Raw genomic sequence first — 19,204 nt, forward strand, 5'->3', positions numbered from 1 at the left:
CCAACCCCTCCCTTTCAGGGAGGGGGGCAAGAAGAGGGTCAGTCGCCCGCGGGGATCCGAGCCAGCGCTTCCTGCTCGATCTTCTCCAGTTCGTCGCGCGTCTGGACGATCGCCTCGCGTTGTGCGTCGAGCAGGTCGATCCGCTGGCGACAGCGTTCCGCCAGCGCGCGCATCTGCTCCACATGCTGCGGGTCGGCGTCGTAGAGGTCGAGGAACTCCTCGATGTCGCGCAGCGTGAACCCGAGGCGCTTCCCGCGCAAAATCAGCTGCATCCGCGCGACCTCGCGCCGCGTGTAGACCCGCGTCGTGCCGATCCGGCAGGGCTCGATCAGCCCCTTGTCCTCGTAGAATCGCAAGGTCCGCGCGCTCACGCCGAGCATGCGCGAGACCTCCTGTATGCCGGTCAGATCGTCATGTCGGTCGTTCACGCGTCCACTCCCCTCGCCTCCGCCGCTGCGGCCTTTTCGGCCTCTTCTGCGACAAGTTCCTTTTTGGATAGCTTGCCGATCAGCGTCTTGGGGAGACTGTCGCGGATTTCGACCTCGCGGGGAAGCTCGATCTTGCTGATCTTGTCGCGGAGAAAATCGCGCAGTTCGAGCGGGGTAGCGACCGCGCCTTCGGCCAGCACGACGAACGCCTTGGGGGCTTGGCCACGGTATTTGTCGGGGACGCCGATCACCACCGCTTCGAGCACCGCGGGGTGTTCGTACAGCGCTTCCTCGATCACGCGCGGATAGACGTTGTAGCCGCCGGCGAGGATCAAATCCTTGATCCGGTCGACGATGAACAGATAGCCGTCTTCGTCGAGATGCCCGACGTCGCCGGTCCGCAGCGCGCCATCGACGAACAGTTCCGCTGTGGCGGTAGGCTTGTGCCAATAGCCCTGCGTGACCTGAGGCCCACGCGCGCAGATCTCGCCATTCTCGCCGATCGGCAGCAGCCGCGTCGGGTCCTCGCGGTCGCGGATCTCGATCGTCGTGCCGGGGAACGGCAAACCCGCCGAGCCCGGCTTGTTCAGGCCGTCAATCGGGTTGCAGGTGATAATGGGCGAGGCTTCGGACAGGCCGTAACCTTCGACCAGCTTGGCGCCGGTCGCCGTCTCGAACGCAACACGGACCTCGGCGGGAAGCGGTGCGCCGCCCGAGATACACGCGTGGATCGAGGACAGGTCGATCTTCTGCGTTTCGGCGGCCGTCGTGATTGCCGCGTAGATCGTCGGCACCGCGGGGAAATAGCTCGGCTTGGTCCGGTCGATCGTCTTGAGCAATTGCTGCAATTCGAAGCGCGGTAGCAGGATCATCTCGGCGCCGGTGCGGATCGAATAGGTCAGCACCGTGGTCAGCGCGAAGACGTGGAACAGCGGCAGCGCGCCGAGCACGCGGTCCTGATGCGGCTGTTCGCCACCGACGAACATCACCATCGCATCGGCGTTCGCGACCAGATTGGCGTGGCTGAGCATCGCCGCCTTGGGTTCGCCGGTGGTGCCGCCGGTATATTGCAGCACCGCAACCTCGTCCGGGGATACGACGACAGCAGCAGGCGCGCCCTTTCCCTTCAACAGCGAGTCGAACGTGCAATGGCGCGCATCGCTGGGCGCGTGACCGATCTCGGCGCGCTTGAAAATGCGGTAGGCGATCGACTTCAATGTCGGCAGCGCGCCGGCGATCGGGCAGGTGATGACATGCTTGACGCCCATCTGCCCTGCGACCTTGAGGACGCGCGCATGGATTTCCGATATGTCGCAGGTGGCGATGATCGTCGCGCCCGAATCCTCGAGCAGATGCGCCAGTTCGCGCTCGACATAGAGTGGGTTGACGTTGACGACGATGCCGCCGGCCTTGAGGATCGCGAAGAACAGGATCGGGTAATAGGGCGTGTTCGGCAGGCACAGTGCTACCCGGGTCCCCTTCACGACGCCGAGGTCCTGGAGCCCCTTCGCCGCCCGCCCGACCGACTCGCCAAGTTCGGCATAGGTCAGCGTCCGGCCCATGAAGTCGAGCACGTTGCGCGATCCGAACCGGCGCACCGACGTGTCGAGCATGTCGCCCAGCAGCCGCGGCTCGCCTAGCAATGGCATGCCGATCGCTTTGCCCCCGGAAGTGTCCTGCATCTCGCTCTCCATTACTTGGTGTGCGTAAGCCATATTGTCGGCCGCTTCACCTTGACGTAAAGGTGAGGTATCGCACCTTAAGGGTAACCCGCAAGCGTTAACCGGGTCGACCGCAATATGAGAGGATCATCGTGACCAACGTCGTCATCGCCGGGTACGCCCGTTCGCCGTTCCACCTCGCCGGCAAGGGCGACCTCGCCCGCGTCCGTCCGGACGATCTCGCCGCACAGACGATTCGCGGATTGCTCGACAAGACCGGCGTCGATCCCGCCGAGATCGAGGATATCATCCTCGGCTGCGCGTTCCCCGAGGGCGAGCAGGGCCTGAACGTCGCCAAGCTGATCGCGCAGATCGCCGACCTGCCGATCTCGGTCGGTGGGATGACGGTCAACCGGTTCTGCGGATCGTCGATGAGCGCGATCCACATCGCCTATGGCCAGATCGCGGTCGGCGCGGGCGAGGCGTTCATCTGCGCGGGGCTCGAGTCGATGAGCCGCGTGCCGATGGGCGGCTACAACCCCCTCCCCAACCCCGAGCTCGCGAAGAAGAGCGCCGGCGCGTACATGGGCATGGGCGAGACCGCCGAGAACGTCGCGCGCAACTATCAGATCACGCGCGCCGAGCAGGACGCCTTCGCCGTGAAGAGCCAGGACAAGGCCGCCGCGGCGCGCGCCGATGGCCGCTTGTCCGACGAGATCGTGACGATCCAGACCAAGGCTGGCCCGGTCAGCCAGGACGGCACGATCCGCGCCGGCACGACGACCGAAGCGCTCGCCGGCCTGAAGCCTGCGTTCAGCGCGGACGGTTCGGTGACCGCCGGTACGTCCTCGCCGCTGACCGATGGCGCGTCCGCGGTGCTCGTCACCTCGGAAGAGTTCGCAAAGAAGCACGGGCTGACGATCCTCGCGCGGATCAAGTCGATCGGCGTGTCGGGTTGCGCGCCCGAGACGATGGGGCTTGGTCCGATCGGCGCGTCTAAGAAGGCGCTGGAGCGTGCCGGGATCACCGTCGCCGACCTCGACGTGGTCGAGATCAACGAGGCATTCGCGAGCCAGGCGATCGCCTGCATCCGCGACCTCGGCCTCAAGGACGAGACGATCAACCTCGACGGCGGCGCGATCGCGATCGGCCATCCGCTCGGCGCGACCGGCGCGCGGATCGTCGGCAAGGCGGCCTCGCTGCTGTCGCGTGAGGGGGGCCGCTATGCGCTCGCCACCCAGTGCATCGGCGGCGGTCAGGGCATCGCTACGGTGCTGGAGCGCGCATGATGGTCGATCAGGTCAAGAAGGTCTGCGTCATCGGCGCGGGCGTCATGGGTGCGGGTATTGCGGCGCAGGTCGCCAATGCCGGCATTCCCGTGCTGCTGCTCGATATCGTCCCCCACGAGGGTGACGATCGCGATGCAGTGGCCAAGGGCGCGGTCGCCAAGATGCTCAAGACCGACCCCGCCCCCTTCATGTCGAAGCGTGCGGCCAAGCTGGTCGAGACGGGCAACATCGACGATCATCTCGACCGGGTCGCCGAATGCGACTGGATCGTCGAGGCGATCGTCGAGCGGCTCGACATCAAGCAGGCGCTGTACGCCAAGCTCGAGGCGCTGAAGCGTCCCGGCACCGTTGTGTCGTCGAACACCTCGACGATCCCGCTCGGCAACCTCGTCGAGGGTCGGTCGGACCAGTTCAAGGCCGACTTCCTGATCACGCACTTCTTCAACCCGCCGCGCTACATGCGGCTGGTCGAGATCGTCCGCGGTGAGCACACCGACGTCGCGGTCGCCGAGAAGGTCGAGGATTTCGTCGATCGCTTCATGGGCAAGCGGATCGTCCGGGCGAAGGATACGCCGGGCTTCATCGCCAACCGGATCGGCACCTACTGGCTGGCGATCGCGATCAACGCGGCGATGGACCAGGGGCTGACCGTCGAGGAAGCCGACCAGATCGGCGGCCGTCCGATGGGCGTGCCGAAGACGGGCATCTTCGGCCTGGTCGACCTCGTCGGCGTCGACCTGATGCCGTTGCTGTCGAAGAGCCTGTCCTCGACGCTGCCGGCTGGCGACCCGTATTTCGATACGGTGCGCGAGTTGCCGCTCGTCGACAAGATGATCGCGGAAGGGTTTACCGGCCGGAAGGGCAAGGGTGGCTTCTACCGCTTCGACAAAGCGACACGAACCAAGCTGTCGCTCGACCTCGCGACTGGTGAGTATCGGCCCGAGGCGAAGCCGGCGGAGTTACCGGGCAAGACCGGTAAGGATCTTGCCGCGCTGATCGCTGAGCCAGGGAAGATCGGCACCTATGCGTGGTCGATCCTCGGCAACACGCTGTCCTATGCAGCGATGCTGGTCGGCGAGGCGGCGGACGATGTCGTCGCGATCGATGACGCAATGAAGCTCGGGTATAACTGGAAATACGGGCCGTTCGAGCTGATCGACCGGATGGGTCCTGGCGTACTCGCCGCGCGCCTCGCCAACGAAGGTCGCGACGTTCCAGCGATCCTGAAGACTGCAGCCGACCGTCCGTTCTACCGTGTCGAGAACGGCCAGCGTCAGTATCTCACCGCCGACGGCGAGTATGCCGACGTGCCGCGCGCAGACGGCGTCGAGTTGCTGGAGGACATCAAGCTCCGCTCGCAGCCGATCCTCCAGAACCTGTCGGCGTCGCTCTGGGACGTCGGCGATGGCGTCGCGGCGCTCGAATTCCACACCAAGATGAACGCGCTCGACGATCAGGTCGTGGCGTTGATCAACGAAGCGATCCCGGTCGTCCGCGAGCGCTTCAAGGCGCTGGTGGTTTATAACGAGGCGTCGAACTTCTCGGCGGGCGCGAACCTGGGCGCGGCGATGTTCGCGGTCGGGGCGGGCCTGTGGGACATGGTCGAGGCCAGCGTCGCGGGCGGGCAGCAGGCGTACAAGGCACTCAAATACGCGCCCTTCCCGGTCGTTAGCGCACCGGCCGGGCTCGCGCTCGGCGGCGGGTGCGAGATCCTGCTCCACTCCGACGCGGTGCAGGCGCATGCCGAGACGTATGCGGGGCTCGTCGAGTGCGGCGTCGGCCTCGTCCCGGGCTGGGGCGGCAATGGCGAGATGCTCGACCGCTGGACCAAGTCGGGCCTGGTGCCCAAGGGCCCGATGCCGGTGTTGACCAAGGTGTTCCAGAGCATCTCGACCGCGGTCGTCGCCAAGTCGGCGGCGGAGGCGAAGGAGATGATGATCCTGCGCAAGGACGACGGCATCACGATGAACCGCGACCGGTTGCTGGCGGATGCGAAGGTCAAGGCGCTGTCGCTGGTCGATGGCTATGCGGCACCGGAGAAGCCGACCTTCCGTCTGGCTGGGGAGAGCGGCCGGACCGGGCTCAACATGGCGGTGGCCGACTTCCACAAGAAGGGCATGGCGACCGACTACGACCTCGTCGTTGCGGATCGTCTTGCGGAGTTGCTGACCGGGGGCGAGGCCGATCTGGTCGACATCGTAACCGAGGATCAGTTGCTATATCTGGAGCGCGCGGCGTTCATGGCGAGCGTCAAGGATCCCCGGACGCAAGCGCGCGTCGTTCACATGCTGCAGACGGGCAAGCCGCTGCGGAACTGACATGTTCCTCCGTGAACGCGGGGGCCCAGGATCAAGCAGTGCCGCGTTGGTTACCCTGAGCCCCCGCCTGCGCGGGGGCCCACCATGCTGGTGAACACTTTTTCACTCGCGGAATCAGTAAGAAGACTTGACTTGTCTTCGTACAATTCTAGTCGGGACAAACAGCTGCCGTATACGGCAACAGGGTCGCGGTAACGTCGACGATCTGACGAGAAATTCAGCGACCGTACGCATACGGCGCACCCAATGATACTAGGAGAGGATAGAAGATGTCCCTGTTGATCGCCACCGCCTTGCTCGCTGGCGCCGCCGCGACGCCCGAGACCGTCATCGGTCGCTGGAAGACAGAAACGCGCAACGCCATCGTCGAGATCGCGCGTTGCGGCCCGTCGATCTGCGGCAAGATCCTCACCTCCGACGCACTGCGTGCCAATCCTTCGATGAAGGACGCCAACAACTCCAACACGGCGCTGCGCAACCGCCCGATCCAGGGCATGCAGATGCTCAGCGGGTTCAAGCCCGATAAGGACGGCGTCTGGAGCAGCGGACAGGTCTACAATGCCGAGGACGGCAAGACTTATAGCGGCAAGATCACGCCCGTCGGCGCGAACCAGCTGAAGCTGCGCGGCTGCGTGTTCTTCCCGCTCTGCAAGACCCAGACCTGGACGCGCGTGCGCTGAGGCGCCGCCGTCATCTCGTGAAATCAGTATCTTAGCTTAGGACCTTCCCATGTCGCTTCGTACCAAGGCCCCGTTGCTGGCCGTCACTGCGCTCGTCTCCGCGTTTGGCTTCGAGAGCGCCGCTTCCGCCAACGCCTTCTATCTGCAGTCGCAGTCCGCGCGCGGCACCGGCCGCGCCTTTTCGGGTGAGGCCGCTGACACCGGCGCCGCGTCGCTGTGGTGGAACCCCGCCGCGATCGCCGGCATCCGCGACGGCAGCGCCGCGATCGCGGCGACCGTGATCCGGCCGAAGGGCGACGTGGTCGACAACGGCACCGTGATCGGCCGCCCGACCTTCTCGGCTACGGGACAGCCCAACGGAAACAGCTACGCCCCGATCGGCGGCAACCGCGTTTCCAGCGATCCGATCAACAACGGCGTCGTTCCGTCGGGTTCGATCGCCTATCCGCTGACTGACCGCATCGCGATCGGCGTCGCGGTGACGTCGCCGTTCAGCTTCACCACCAACTACGAAGCGAACAGCTGGGCGCGCTACACTGCGGACAAGACGCGGCTGCGCACGATCGACATTCAGCCCTCGATCGGCATCGCGGTCACCGACTGGCTGCGGGTCGGTGGCGCGCTCAACATCGAATACACCGATGCGATCCTCAACAACGCGCTGCCCAACCTGTCGGCAGCGCAGCCGGACGGCTTCCAGGAGCTGAAGGGCGATGGCTGGGATCTCGGCTGGACCGCTGGCGTCCAGTTGCACAATGATTTCGCGACCGTCGGCGTCAGCTACAAGTCGAGCATCCGCCACAAGCTGAAGGGCAGCCTGAACATCACCGGGTTGGTCGGCCCGCTGGCCAGTTCGAACGTCTCGATCGACGGCGCCACGGCAAGCTTCAACACGCCCGGCCAAGTGATCGTTGCCGGCCGCTTCCGCGGCACAGACAAGTTGACGCTCAACGCACAGGTCGTCGCGTATAACTGGAGCAAGTTCGACACGATCGATCTCGGCGCGCCGCTGAACACCGCGATTCCCGAAAGCTATCGTGACAGCTGGAGCCTGGCGGGCGGGTTCGACTACGACGTCACGCCGAAGGCGACACTGCGTGCCGGCATCCAGCGCGCCAAGACTCCGACCCAAAACGGCCTGCGCGACGCGCGCGTGCCTGACGCCAACCGCTGGACCTATGCAGCCGGCGGCAGCTACCAGCTAACCCCGCGCATGGCGTTCGACCTGGGTGCGAACTATATCGACTTCAGCGACACGACGATCGATCGCGTCACTGCTGCCTATGCCGGCACCGCGGTGCAAACGCCCATCCTGACCAGGGGCCTGCTCCAGAACGCGCATGCAATCGAGGTCTCGCTCGGTGGTCGCCTGACCTTCTGACATGGCGCGCGCGGATCTTGGTTTTGGCCAGCACCCACCCCGGTTTCAGCCGGGGTGGGCGTTATTTCCCGGGCCCAGACTGTTCGTCGACGAGCGTCAGCCCCTCGGTATAGACGCGCTGTTTGGCTGCGTAGGCCACGGCCGACATCTTCAGCCCGGCGATCGCCTCGGGCGATAACTCCCGCACAGCCCTGGCTGGCGAACCGACGATCAGGCTGCCGGCCGGAAACACCTTCCCCTCGGTCACCAGGGCATTCGCGCCGATCAGGCAATTCTCGCCGATCACCGCATGGTTGAGGACCGTCGCTCCCATCCCGACCAACACGTTGTTGCCGATCGTGCAGCCGTGAAGGATCGCATGATGGCCCACGGTGCAGCCCTCGCCGATCGTCAACGGCGCGCCGGGATCCGAGTGCAGCATCGCGCCCTCCTGGATATTGGTCCGCGCGCCGACCAAGATCCGCGTGTTGTCCGCACGGATGACCGCCCCGAACCAGACGCTCGCGCCCTCCCCCAGTCGCGCGTCGCCGATCACGTCGGCGGACGGCGCGATCCAGACGTCGTCGGCGAGCGTCGGTCGTTTACCCTCGATCGCGTAGAGCGGCATTGGCATCCCTTTCCTTGACCCGCGCTCGATACGCGTGAAGCAGCGGCTCGGTATAGCCGCTCGGCTGCGTCAGGCCATCGAACACGAGGGCACCGGCAGCTTGGAAGGCCAGGCTCTCGTCCTCATGCCCCGCCATCGGCCGATACAGCGGATCGCCCGCATTCTGCGCATCGACCTTCGCCGCCATCCGCCGCAGCGCCGCATCGGCCTCGTCGGACGTGGCGATGCCGTGGAGCAGCCAGTTCGCCATGTGCTGCGAACTGATCCGCAGCGTCGCACGGTCCTCCATCAGGCCGATGTCATGGATGCCGGGCACCTTCGAACAGCCGACGCCCTGGTCGACCCAGCGCACCACATAGCCGAGGATACCCTGCGCGTTGTTCTCCAGTTCCTCGCGAACCTCGTCCGGCTGCCAGTTGTGGCCAGTCGCCACCGGAATCGTCAGCAGCGCATCGAGCGACGCGATCGGTTCGGCCTTGCGCTCCGCCTGCCGCGCGAACACGTCGACGCGGTGGTAGTGCGTCGCGTGCAGCGTCGCCGCGGTGGGCGATGGCACCCAGGCCGTGTTCGCGCCGGTCATCGGATGCGCGATCTTCTGCTCGAGCATGTCCGCCATCCGGTCCGGCGCGGCCCACATGCCCTTGCCGATCTGCGCCTTGCCGCTGAGCCCGCAGGCCAGCCCGATCTGGACGTTGCGATCCTCATACGCCTTGATCCACGACGAGGTTTTCATCTCGCCCTTGCGGATCATCGGGCCGGCGCGCATCGACGTGTGCATCTCGTCGCCGGTGCGATCGAGGAAGCCGGTGTTGATGAACACCACCCGGTCCTTCACCGCGGCGATGCACGCGGCGAGATTGGCGGACGTGCGCCGCTCCTCGTCCATCACGCCGACCTTGATCGTGTGGCGCGCGAGGCCGAGCAGGTCCTCGATCGCGTCGAACAACCGATTGGTGAAGGCGGCTTCGTCGGGGCCGTGCATCTTCGGCTTGACGATATAGATCGAACCCGCGCGGCTGTTGCGGATCGGGCCTTCGCTCTTGAGATCGTGCAGGCCGATCAGCGACGTGACGATGCCGTCGAGGATACCTTCGGGGGCCTCTTTACCGTCGGCGAGCAGGATTGCGGGGGTCGTCATAAGGTGACCGACGTTGCGGACGAACATGAGGCTGCGGCCTGGGAGCGTGAACGCGCTGCCGTCGGGGGCAGTGTACTGCCGGTCGGGTTCGAGCGAGCGCGTGACGGTGCGGCCGCCCTTGTCGAAGCTGGCGATCAGGTCGCCCTTCATCAGCCCGAGCCAGTTGGTGTACGCAGCGACCTTGTCCGCGGCATCGACCGCGGCGATCGAATCCTCCAGGTCGGCGATCGTGCTGAGTGCGGATTCTAGCACGACGTCGGCGAGGTTCGCAGAGTCGTCGCGGCCGATCGGATGCTCAGGATCGATCACCAGTTCGATGTGCAGGCCGTTGTGACGTAACAGGATATTGTCGCCATCATACCCGACAAGCTGGCGGGCATCGGTGAGTTCAGGCTTACCACCGGTCCAGTCGCTCCACGATCCGTTCGCCAACGGCACAGCGTCGTCGAGGAACGCCTTCGCCCAGGCAATCACCTGCGCACCGCGTGCGGCGTCATACCCCTTGCCCGACGCCGCGCCGGGAATCGCATCGGTCCCGTAAAGCGCGTCGTACAAGCTCCCCCAGCGCGCGTTCGCGGCGTTCAGCAGGAAGCGCGCGTTGAGGATCGGCACCACCAACTGCGCACCGGCGAGCGAGGCGACCTCCGGGTCGACATTGGTCGGGGCGACCGCGAACGGCGCTGGCTCGTCGACCAGATAGCCGATCTCGCGCAGGAACGCCTGATACTCGGGCTGGTCGATCGGCTTGCCGGCGCGGGCTTCGTGCCAGGCGTCGATCTTCGCTTGGAGGTCTTCGCGAACTGCCAGCAGCGCGGCATTCTCCGGCGCGAAGCTGGCGTAGATGTCGGACACGCCCTGCCAGAACGCGGTCGCTTCAGGCCCCGTGCCCGGCAGCGCATGCGTCTCGATGAAGTCCACCAGCGATGCGGCGATCTTCAGACCCGCCCGATTCTGATAGGTGTCGATCATCTCGGCCATGCTGCTCTCCTATGCTCTGCCAGCACGATAGACGTCCGCCACCTTCGCCACTAGACACTATAAACCGAAAGCTGTTGATCGTCTGGAGAACGAATGGACCCCGACATCGTCCTCTTCGCCGAAGTCGTCCGCACCGCCAGCCTCAGCGCGGCCGGGCGGTCGCTCGGCATTTCGCCGGCGATGGTGTCGAAACGGATCGCGCGGCTGGAGGCTCGGCTTGGCGTGCGGTTGCTCAACCGGACGACGCGACGGCTAGAGCTTACTGCGCGGGGGGCAGCGTATCACCGCGACATGGTGGATATTCTCGCCGCGATCCGCGATGCCGAGGCGCGCGTGTCGGACCGCGCCGAAACGCCCGCCGGACCGCTCCGGGTCAGCGCTCCCACCTCCTTCGGCCGTCTCCACATCGCGCCGCACCTGAAGCCCTTCCTAGATGCACATCCAGCGATCGAACTCGATCTCGACCTGTCCGACGGTTTTGCCGACGTCATCGGCGACCGGCTAGACCTCGCAATCCGGATCGTGCCCGCCGTACCGCCGAGCCTCACGGGGTATCGTCTCGCCGACAGCCGCCGTGTCCTCTGCGCTGCGCCAAGCTACAGCGCGCCAAGCGACGCGGCCGACCTCGCCAAACACCGGCTGCTCGCGGCGAAGGGCCAGATGCCATGGCGGTTGGCCGGACCCGAAGGCGACGTCACGATCGACCGCCCGAGCTACGTCGCGACCAACTCCAGCGAAGTCGTCCGCGAACTCACGTTGGCAGGCGTCGGCATCGCGCTGCGCTCGCTTTGGGACGTCAGCGCAGATCTCGCCAGCGGCCGACTAGTCCGGGTCTTGCCTGAACTCGCTGGGTTTGCGGACGTCGGCATCTATGCGGTGCACGCACGCGGGCCGGTGTCGTCGGGCACCACGGCGCTGCTCGATTACCTGCGCGGCCTTTGGTCGCCGATACCGCCGTGGGACTCCTGAACGAGGTCGATCGTCACTGCGTCGATCCGCCGCAGCATTGCCACGAACTGCTCGACTTCCTTGGCTGAAAACCCGGCGAAGATCCGTCGTTCCAGATCGAGCGCTTTCGGCGCTACCGACGCGTAGAGCGTGTGGCCGTCTTCGGTCAGCTTCAACAGATGCGACCGCCGATCCTCAGGGTTCGCATGCCGCTGCATCAGCCCGCGCTCGACCAGTGCGATCGCCGCGCGGCTGACCGTGACCTTGTCCATCCGCGTCTGCTGGCCGATCTGCTGCTGCGTGATCCCGCCAGCTTCGGCGACCACGGTAACCAGCCGCCACTCGGGGATCGTCAGTCCGAACAGCGCCTCGTAGGTGTCGGCGACCGCCTCGCTGACGAGGTTCGAGGTGATCGACAGGCGATACGGGATGAAATCGTCCAGGACGAGTGCGCGGTCAGCCATGGCGAGATCGTAACGATTGACACCAGTTGATCAACCCGCCAGATTGGTAACAACAGATACCAATCTAAGGATCGAGTCATGGACCATATGCCCCAGTCTGATCATATGGACGTAAACCCGATGGGTCTCGACGGGTTCGAGTTCGCCGAGTTCACCTCGCCCGATCCCGACCGGATGGCCGCGCAGTTCGAGCAGTTCGGCTTCGTCGCCGCCTCGACCCACCCGACCAAGGCCGTCACGCGCTACAAGCAGGGCCGCATCAACCTGCTGCTCAACCGCGAGGACAGCGGCCATGCGGCGGAATTCCGTGCGGCGCATGGTCCATCGGCCAGCGGGATGGCGTTCCGCGTCCACGACGCGAAGGCCGCGTTCGACGCCGCCCTGTCGCGCGGCGCCAAGGCGGCCGATGCCAGCAAGGGCGCGCTTGGCGAGGGCAGCTATGTGCTTGAAGGCATCGGCGGATCGCTGCTGTATCTCGTCGACAAGCATGGCGCGGCGGGCAGCCTGTACGACGACTGGAACCAGGTTCCGGGCGCTGCCGAAGCCGAGGCCGAGAACAACGTCGGTCTCGACCTGCTCGATCACCTTACGCACAATGTGAAGCGTGGCCAGATGCGGACCTGGGCCGAGTTCTACGGCCAGATCTTCGGCTTCGAGGAGCAGAAGTATTTCGACATCAAGGGCAAGGCGACCGGGCTGTTCAGCCAGGCGATGATCGCGCCCGACCGCGCGATCCGCATCCCGCTCAACGAGAGCCAAGACGACAAGAGCCAGATCGAGGAATTCATCAAGGATTACAACGGAGAGGGCATCCAGCATTTGGCGCTGACCACCGACGACATCTTCGAGACGGTCGAGAAGCTGCGCGCCCGCGGCGTCAAGCTGCAGGACACGATCGAGACCTATTACGAGCTGGTCGACAAGCGCGTGCCGAACCACGGCCACGACCTCGAACGCCTGCGCCGCAACCGCATCCTGATCGACGGCAATGTCGGTGAGGAGGGGTTGCTGCTGCAGATCTTTACCGAGAACATGTTCGGGCCGATCTTCTTCGAGATCATCCAGCGCAAGGGGAACGAGGGCTTCGGCAACGGCAATTTCCAGGCGTTGTATGAGAGCATCGAGCTCGACCAGATCCGCAGAGGCGTGATCACTGTCGACGCTTGAGAACTTAAAACCCTCTCCCTCGGGGAGAGGGAAAGGCGCGCAGCGCCGAGGGTGAGGGCACGCACAACATCAGCACGTGCCCTCAACCTTCCGCCGCGCAAGAGCACGTCTCCTCCCTCTCCCCGAGGGAGGGGAACAGAAAGAGTTTGAACGGCCGGCGGTTCGGGCGTTGATCGGAACAGGTGACGGAGAGGAAGCCATGACAATTCACCAGCCGACCAACGCCGCAGGCGAGACCGCCGGCCAGACCGAAGACCACGCGGCGTACCAGCCCGGCTTCGGCAACCACGTATCGACCGAGGCGATCCCCGGCGCGCTACCGATCGGGCGCAATTCGCCGCAGCGCCCTGCCTTCGGTCTTTATACCGAGCAGCTCTCCGGCACCGCCTTCACCGCGCCGCGCCACGAGAACCGCCGCAGTTGGCTCTACCGGATGCGTCCGACCGCCGAGCATCCTCCGTTCGAGCGCTACGTCGGCGCCGAGCGGTTCGCGCCCGGCACCACTAACGCGCCCCTCGCCCCCAACCGCCTGCGCTGGGACCCGATCGCCGCCCCTGCTCCCGGCACTGATCTAATCGACGGCATGACGACGATGCTCGCCAACCGCGATCCAGCCGACCTCGAAGGCGTCGCGCTCCACGTCTACGCTGCCACCACCGACATGACCGACCGCGTGTTCATGAATGCTGACGGCGAACTGCTGTTCGTGCCGCAGTCCGGACGGCTGCGATTGCTGACCGAACTGGGCCGGATCGACGTCGCCCCCGGCCAGATCGCGCTGGTCCCGCGCGGCGTCCGCTTCCGCGCCGAACTCCCCGATGGCGAAGCACGCGGCTATGTCGCGGAGAACCACGGCGCGCTGTTTCGGCTGCCCGATCTCGGCCCGATCGGCGCCAACGGCCTCGCCAACCCGCGCGATTTCGAGACGCCGGTCGCTTGGTTCGAAGACCGCGACGAGCCGGTCGAGGTCGTCCAGAAGTTCATGGGTTCGCTGTGGACCACCACGCTCGATCACTCGCCGCTCGACGTCGTCGCGTGGCACGGCAACCTCGCGCCGTGGCGCTACGACCTGTCGCGGTTCAACACGATCAACACGGTAAGCTTCGACCATCCCGATCCGTCGATCTTCACGCTGCTGACCTCGCCGAGCGACGTGCCCGGCCGCGCGAACGCCGATTTCGTAATTTTCCCGCCGCGCTGGATGGTCGCCGAGGGTACGTTCCGGCCGCCGTGGTTCCATCGCAACGTGATGTCCGAAGCGATGGGGCTGATCACTGGCGCGTATGACGCGAAGGCCGAAGGGTTCGCGCCGGGCGGTATCTCGCTACACAACCTGATGTCGGGTCACGGGCCGGATTTGGCGAGTTGGCAGGGCGCGAGTGCGGCGGACCTGAAGCCGCACAAGATCGATGGGACAATGGCGTTCATGCTCGAGAGTTGCTGGCCGTATGAGCCCACCGCCTATGCGCTGGAGCATTCGCAGCTCGATTACGATGCGGTCTGGTCGGATTTCCCGAAGGCGGTCCTGCCGAAGTGAGCCTGACGCTGCACGGCTATTGGCGCTCGACCACCGCCTACCGCGTCCGCATTGTGCTGGCGCTGAAGGGCATCGCGTACGAACAGGTCGCGCACGATCTCCGCAGCGGCGCGCAGCGCGAGGCGGGGTATCGCGCGCTCAACCCTCAGGGGCTTGTCCCGGCGCTGGAGACCGACGATGCAGTCCTGACGCAGAGCCCAGCGATCCTAGAATGGATCGACGAGGTGTATCCCGACCCACCGTTGTTCCCCGTCGGCGCGAACGACCGGGCGATCGTCCTCGCGATCGCCGCGACGATCGCATGCGACATTCATCCGGTGAACAACCTCCGCATCCTGAACGCCCTGCGGACCGATTTCGGGGCGGACGAGGCAGCGGTCAACCGCTGGATCGCACGCTGGATCGGCGACGGATTCGCGGCGCTGGAGACGCTGATCGCGCGGCACGGCGACGGCTTCGCGTTCGGTGCGACGCCGACGATCGCCGACTGTCATCTGGTGCCGCAGGTCTATTCGGCCGAGCGGTTCGCGGTCGATCTCTCGCCCTATCCGCATCTTATGAGCGCCGCCGACAAGGCGCGCGCCCTCCCCGCCTTTGCCGCCGCGCATCCCGACCGGCAGCCGGACGCCGACCGCCCATGAGCGACGGCGAACGGCTGACCGCCACGCCTGGCGGCATCAAGCTCGCGCCGCTCGATGCGATCGCCGACGGCAAGGCGCGGAACTTCGTGCTGCAGATGCGCGCCGGCCGGTTCCACGGCTTCGTCGTGCGCAAGGACGATGCGGTGTTCGGTTATGTGGATCGCTGCCCGCATATGGGCCTGCCGCTCGCGCAGGTGCTCGACGACTATCTCACGCCGCGTGGCGACCTGATCGCGTGCAGCTGGCACTCTGCGCTGTTCGAGATCGAGAGCGGTGCCTGCGTCGGGGGGCCTTGCGGCGGAACAAAGCTGGCGCCCTGGCCGGTCACGGTAGTCGATGGGATGATCGTCACCGCAGGCTGACGTGGGGGGCGACTTGCGCTAAGGAGCGGCGCCCCACCCCAGCATGATAGACCGATGACCGAAACCCTGCCCATCCGCGTCGTGGCGCTGTACCGCTTCACGCCGTTCGCCGACACCGCCGCGATCCAGCCGCCGCTCGCGCTCGCGTGCTGTTCGAACGGGGTGAAGGGGACGCTGCTGCTGGCCGCCGAGGGGATCAACGGGACGATCGCCGGGTCCGAAGAGGGCATCGACGCGGTGCTCGCGCATATCCGCGCGCTGCCGGGATGTGCCGATCTCGACGTCAAGGAATCGCGCGCCGAGACGATGCCGTTCCACCGGATGAAGGTGCGGCTGAAGCGCGAGATCGTGACGATGGGCGAGCCTGCCATCGATCCGCTGGAAGGCGTCGGCCATTATGTCGAGCCGGAGGACTGGAACGCCCTGATTGCCGAGCCGGGGACGATCGTGATCGACACACGCAACGATTACGAGGTTGCGGTCGGCACGTTCGCCGGCGCGGTCGATCCGCAGACGCGGACGTTTCGGGACTTTCCCGCGTGGTTTCGCGAGCATCGTGAGGAGTTGGTCGGGGACGGGCCGCAGCCGAAGATCGCGATGTTCTGCACCGGGGGGATCCGCTGCGAGAAGTCGACCGCGTTCCTGAAGGCCGAGGGGCTGGACGAGGTGTATCACCTCAAGGGCGGCATCCTTAAGTATCTGGAGACCGTGCCCGAGGCGGAGAGCCTTTGGGAGGGGGAGTGTTTCGTGTTCGATCAGCGGGTTGCGGTTGGACATGGGCTCGCGTTGGGAAGTCACGTCCTGTGCCATGCCTGCCGGATGCCGGTGAGTGTCGGGGACCGTTCGTCGCCGTTATATGTTGAGGGGATCAGCTGCCCGGCGTGTCATGATGCGCGGGACGAGACGCAGCGCGCGGGATATGCCGAGCGCGAGCGGCAGATGCGGTTGGCCGACGCTCGGGGCGAGGCGCATGTCGGAGCAGTGTTGCCGAAGACGCACGGGGCGGATTGATCCGCAGAACCTTCACCAGTATTTACCCCCCCCGGCGAAGGCCGGGGTCCAATTGGGAAACGGTACTAACGAAGCGCAGTCTTCCTTTACTGCGACCTCCCAATTGGGCCCCGGCCTTCGCCGGGGTGGAAGTGCTCGGTTGCTACGCTGAAAATCGCGCCGCCAACGCCGCATTACCCTGCGACACCGCCAGCGAATGCACGCTATTCCCCGCCGCATCCGCAATCGTCGGGTCCGCGCCATGCTCCATCAACAGATCGACGACCGCCGTACGATCCACCAGCGCCGCCATCATCAGCGCGGTCTGTCCAACGCCATTCCGCCGGTTCACGTCGGCGCCAGCGTCGAGCAGGATCTGCGCGATCTCGGTATAGCCCTTGAAGCAGACCCCCATCAGCGCGGTGTTGCCCCGCGCGTCCGCGGCACCGTCGACCTTCGCGCCGGCCGCGAGCAGAGCCGCCGTAGCTTCGGCCTGTCCGTTATAGCTGGCGATCACCAGCGGCGTGTAGCCCTTGGCGTCAGTCACTTCGATATCCACCCCCGCCTGCACCAGCGCCGGGATCATCTCGTCCCGCCCCGTTCGCGCCGCGTCGAACATCAGTTCGACCAGTCGCTCCATCGGCGGCAACGGGGGCAGCTCACGCGCGTCGGTCATCATTCGCCTCGATGATATGCGGCACGAACCGCGCGAGATTGCGCGTCACGACCGTTTCATCTTCCCGAACGCCGATCCCCGCGGGTTCGTTGCCGACCATCCACGCGCCGATCACCGGATGCCGCCCGTCGAACACGGGTGGAGGCGCATAGGCCTGGCGGATCGCACCCTCGGCACCATAGCCCTGATCGAGCACCGTGTGGCCGCCCTCGCCGATCACCTCGACGTTCGCGCCCTCGCGCGAGAAAAGCGGCTTGCGCACATATTTCGGCCCGAGGATCTTCGCGGCGAGGTCGTCGTCGAAGAACGCGGGCAGCAGGTTGGGATGCTCGGGATGCCGCTCCCACAACAGTGGCAGGATGCCCTTGTTCGACAGGATCGACTTCCACGCCGGCTCGATCCAGCGCACGTCGGCGCGCGAGAGGTTCGGCGCGTACGGCTCGCGGAGCATAAACTCCCACGGATACAGCTTGAACGCGGCCTGCACCTCGAAACCATCGGTGTCGATAAAGCGGCCGTCGGCGGCGAGGCCGATGTCCTTCATCTCGACGAACTTCGGCTCGATCCCGACCTGCGAGGCGAGATCCTCGAAGAACCGCACCGTCTGGCGGTCCTCGATCGCACTCGCATCCGCCGCGAAATGGACGAAACCGCCGCTCGGGAACAGCGCGCGGAAGCGTTCGCGCAGCTTGTCGAACAGGCTGTTGAACTGGTCCGTCCCCGCCGGCAACGCACCGCTGGCGAGCAAATCCTCCAGCCACATCCACTGGAACGTCGCGCATTCGAAAACCGATGTCGGCGTGTCGGCATTATACTCGTAGAGCTTGGCCGGTCCGGTACCGTCATAGGCGAAATCGAACCGCCCATAGAGCGAAGGCTGACGCGTCCGCCAGGTTTCCGCCACGTAATTCCACTGCTCGCGCGGGATGGCGAGGCGTTCCATCAGTTGCTGGTCGCGGACCACCTCGTCGACCAGATCGAGGCACATCGCGTGAAGCTGTTCCGCGGCGGGTTCGAGGTCGTCCTCGATCTCCGCCAGCGTGAAGGCGTACGCCGCGCCTTCGTCCCAATAGGGTTCGCCATCCGTGTCGTGATAGACGAACCCGATCGCGTCGGCCCGTTCGCGCCAGTCGCCGCGCGGGTCGACCGCGATCCGGCGCATCAGGAGTCCGACGTCTTGGAGTCGTCACGCTGACCGATCTGCAGCGTCTGGCCGAGTTCCGGCGTCTTCGGCGCTGTCAGCCGCGCAAGCACGTCGTCCGCGGACGACTGCCCCGGCCCGATACCCGCCAGCCGGAGCTTCTCGTCGAGATCGGCACCGGTGCGACGATCTTCCAACTCACCCGCCGCCTTGATCCGCTCACCACGGATCGCCTGACGCTCGCGGATACGCGCGAGGCTGTCGGCCGCCGAGCCGAGCTTGTTGCCTGCGCCCATGCTGCCTGACGCGACAGAAGCCTGTGCCTTCTGCACCGACTCGTTGACCTTGACGACCTCGACCTCGCGACGGAGCTGCTCGATCTTGCGGTCGGTCTGCGCGACCGCGGTGTGGATCTGCTCCTCGGCAGCGCGCATGTCCTCGACTTGCGGGGACTTCAGCGCGATGTCCTGTTCGAGATCGGCGATCCGCTGCGCGACCTGGCGCGCGAGGTCCATGTTGCCCTTCTCGACCGCGATGCGTGCCGAGGCCTCGTACTTCGCGGCCTGCGCGCGGAAGCTCTCGACCTCGGTTTCGAGGATACGTCGCCGCGCGACCAGCCCTGCGAGGTCGTCGCGCGCCTTGCCCTGCGCCTTGTCGGCATCGCGAATTTCCTGGTCGAGGATGCGCAGCGCGTTCGCGTCGACGACTGCCGCACCCGCTTCGTGCGCGCCGGCACGACCGAGGGTGAAAAGCTTGCTCCAGATGGCCATGCCAGTCTCTCCGTTTGTATCTAAATCA

At 65.8% G+C, this 19,204-nt stretch carries 18 protein-coding genes; 10 read left to right on the forward strand and 8 right to left on the reverse strand.

Translation table 11 applies throughout. The features are described 5' to 3' along the window. Window positions 1–38: 38 nt before the first annotated feature. Together U1708_RS04210 and U1708_RS04215 are read right to left on the reverse strand one after the other, a co-directional pair. On the reverse strand, window positions 39–428 hold the full coding sequence (locus U1708_RS04210; protein WP_332743059.1) for a MerR family transcriptional regulator: 390 nt from the start codon (window positions 426–428) through the stop codon (window positions 39–41). Further along, the gene (locus U1708_RS04215) at window positions 425–2,110 is read right to left on the reverse strand and encodes a long-chain-fatty-acid--CoA ligase (RefSeq protein ID WP_332743060.1); all 1,686 of its coding nucleotides are present in this window, start codon (window positions 2,108–2,110) and stop codon (window positions 425–427) included. Before U1708_RS04215 ends, U1708_RS04210 begins: the two co-directional genes overlap by 4 nt. Before the next feature lie 131 nt (window positions 2,111–2,241). Here U1708_RS04215 and U1708_RS04220 point away from each other — a divergent pair, with 131 nt between their 5' ends. The 4 genes from U1708_RS04220 (at window position 2,242) to U1708_RS04235 (ending at window position 7,757) form a co-directional block, all read left to right on the forward strand. Then, the gene (locus U1708_RS04220; RefSeq protein ID WP_332743061.1) at window positions 2,242–3,378 is read left to right on the forward strand and encodes a thiolase family protein; all 1,137 of its coding nucleotides are present in this window, start codon (window positions 2,242–2,244) and stop codon (window positions 3,376–3,378) included. Next, window positions 3,378–5,696 (forward strand): 3-hydroxyacyl-CoA dehydrogenase/enoyl-CoA hydratase family protein, encoded by a 2,319-nt coding sequence (locus tag U1708_RS04225; RefSeq protein WP_332743573.1) that lies wholly within the window; start codon window positions 3,378–3,380, stop codon window positions 5,694–5,696. Before U1708_RS04220 ends, U1708_RS04225 begins: the two co-directional genes overlap by 1 nt. Before the next feature lie 269 nt (window positions 5,697–5,965). Continuing rightward, entirely contained in the window at window positions 5,966–6,376 is a 411-nt protein-coding gene (locus U1708_RS04230) for a DUF2147 domain-containing protein (protein ID WP_332743062.1), read from the forward strand. 49 nt (window positions 6,377–6,425) lie between these two features. Further along, complete coding sequence (locus tag U1708_RS04235) at window positions 6,426–7,757, forward strand: OmpP1/FadL family transporter (RefSeq protein WP_332743063.1); 1,332 nt, start codon at window positions 6,426–6,428, stop codon at window positions 7,755–7,757. Window positions 7,758–7,818: 61 nt separating this feature from the next. Here the strand turns inward: U1708_RS04235 and U1708_RS04240 are convergent, their stop codons facing one another. After that, window positions 7,819–8,364: a gamma carbonic anhydrase family protein gene (locus tag U1708_RS04240; RefSeq protein ID WP_332743064.1), complete on the reverse strand. Its 546-nt coding sequence runs from the start codon at window positions 8,362–8,364 to the stop codon at window positions 7,819–7,821. After that, a complete protein-coding gene (locus U1708_RS04245) occupies window positions 8,339–10,480 on the reverse strand; it encodes a malate synthase G (RefSeq protein WP_332743066.1) in 2,142 nt (713 codons plus the stop codon). The genes U1708_RS04240 and U1708_RS04245 overlap by 26 nt, the downstream gene beginning before the upstream one ends. A 93-nt stretch (window positions 10,481–10,573) precedes the next feature. On the opposite strand from U1708_RS04245, the gene U1708_RS04250 reads away from it, so the two are divergent. Beyond that, window positions 10,574–11,449, forward strand: a complete 876-nt coding sequence (locus tag U1708_RS04250) for a LysR family transcriptional regulator (protein WP_332743068.1) — start codon at window positions 10,574–10,576, stop codon at window positions 11,447–11,449. Here U1708_RS04250 and U1708_RS04255 read toward each other — a convergent pair. Beyond that, window positions 11,404–11,892 (reverse strand): MarR family winged helix-turn-helix transcriptional regulator, encoded by a 489-nt coding sequence (locus tag U1708_RS04255; RefSeq protein ID WP_332743070.1) that lies wholly within the window; start codon window positions 11,890–11,892, stop codon window positions 11,404–11,406. The two genes, U1708_RS04250 and U1708_RS04255, sit on opposite strands and share 46 nt — an antisense overlap. A 78-nt stretch (window positions 11,893–11,970) precedes the next feature. On the opposite strand from U1708_RS04255, the gene hppD reads away from it, so the two are divergent. From hppD to trhO, 5 genes are all read left to right on the forward strand, one after another. After that, complete coding sequence (hppD, locus tag U1708_RS04260) at window positions 11,971–13,059, forward strand: 4-hydroxyphenylpyruvate dioxygenase (RefSeq protein WP_443029937.1); 1,089 nt, start codon at window positions 11,971–11,973, stop codon at window positions 13,057–13,059. A 199-nt stretch (window positions 13,060–13,258) separates the two neighbouring features. Next, window positions 13,259–14,596: a homogentisate 1,2-dioxygenase gene (gene hmgA / locus U1708_RS04265; RefSeq protein ID WP_332743072.1), complete on the forward strand. Its 1,338-nt coding sequence runs from the start codon at window positions 13,259–13,261 to the stop codon at window positions 14,594–14,596. Beyond that, window positions 14,593–15,237 (forward strand): maleylacetoacetate isomerase, encoded by a 645-nt coding sequence (gene maiA / locus U1708_RS04270; RefSeq protein ID WP_332743074.1) that lies wholly within the window; start codon window positions 14,593–14,595, stop codon window positions 15,235–15,237. The genes hmgA and maiA overlap by 4 nt, the downstream gene beginning before the upstream one ends. Further along, complete coding sequence (locus U1708_RS04275; RefSeq protein WP_332743076.1) at window positions 15,234–15,599, forward strand: Rieske (2Fe-2S) protein; 366 nt, start codon at window positions 15,234–15,236, stop codon at window positions 15,597–15,599. Before maiA ends, U1708_RS04275 begins: the two co-directional genes overlap by 4 nt. A gap of 54 nt (window positions 15,600–15,653) precedes the next feature. Next, window positions 15,654–16,610, forward strand: coding sequence for an oxygen-dependent tRNA uridine(34) hydroxylase TrhO (gene trhO, locus U1708_RS04280; protein WP_332743078.1), 957 nt, complete (start codon window positions 15,654–15,656; stop codon window positions 16,608–16,610). 142 nt (window positions 16,611–16,752) lie between these two features. Here trhO and U1708_RS04285 read toward each other — a convergent pair whose 3' ends face one another. Genes U1708_RS04285 through U1708_RS04295 form a run of 3 tightly spaced genes read right to left on the reverse strand, consistent with a single transcriptional unit; the run spans window position 16,753 to window position 19,176 of the window. Continuing rightward, a complete protein-coding gene (locus tag U1708_RS04285) occupies window positions 16,753–17,265 on the reverse strand; it encodes an ankyrin repeat domain-containing protein (RefSeq protein ID WP_332743080.1) in 513 nt (170 codons plus the stop codon). Next, a complete protein-coding gene (locus tag U1708_RS04290) occupies window positions 17,249–18,427 on the reverse strand; it encodes a glutathionylspermidine synthase family protein (RefSeq protein ID WP_332743082.1) in 1,179 nt (392 codons plus the stop codon). Before U1708_RS04290 ends, U1708_RS04285 begins: the two co-directional genes overlap by 17 nt. Continuing rightward, entirely contained in the window at window positions 18,427–19,176 is a 750-nt protein-coding gene (locus U1708_RS04295) for a PspA/IM30 family protein (protein ID WP_332743084.1), read from the reverse strand. Before U1708_RS04295 ends, U1708_RS04290 begins: the two co-directional genes overlap by 1 nt. Window positions 19,177–19,204 lie beyond the last annotated feature (28 nt).

This window comes from Sphingomonas arabinosi, assembly GCF_036663715.1.
Classification (GTDB): domain Bacteria; phylum Pseudomonadota; class Alphaproteobacteria; order Sphingomonadales; family Sphingomonadaceae; genus Sphingomonas.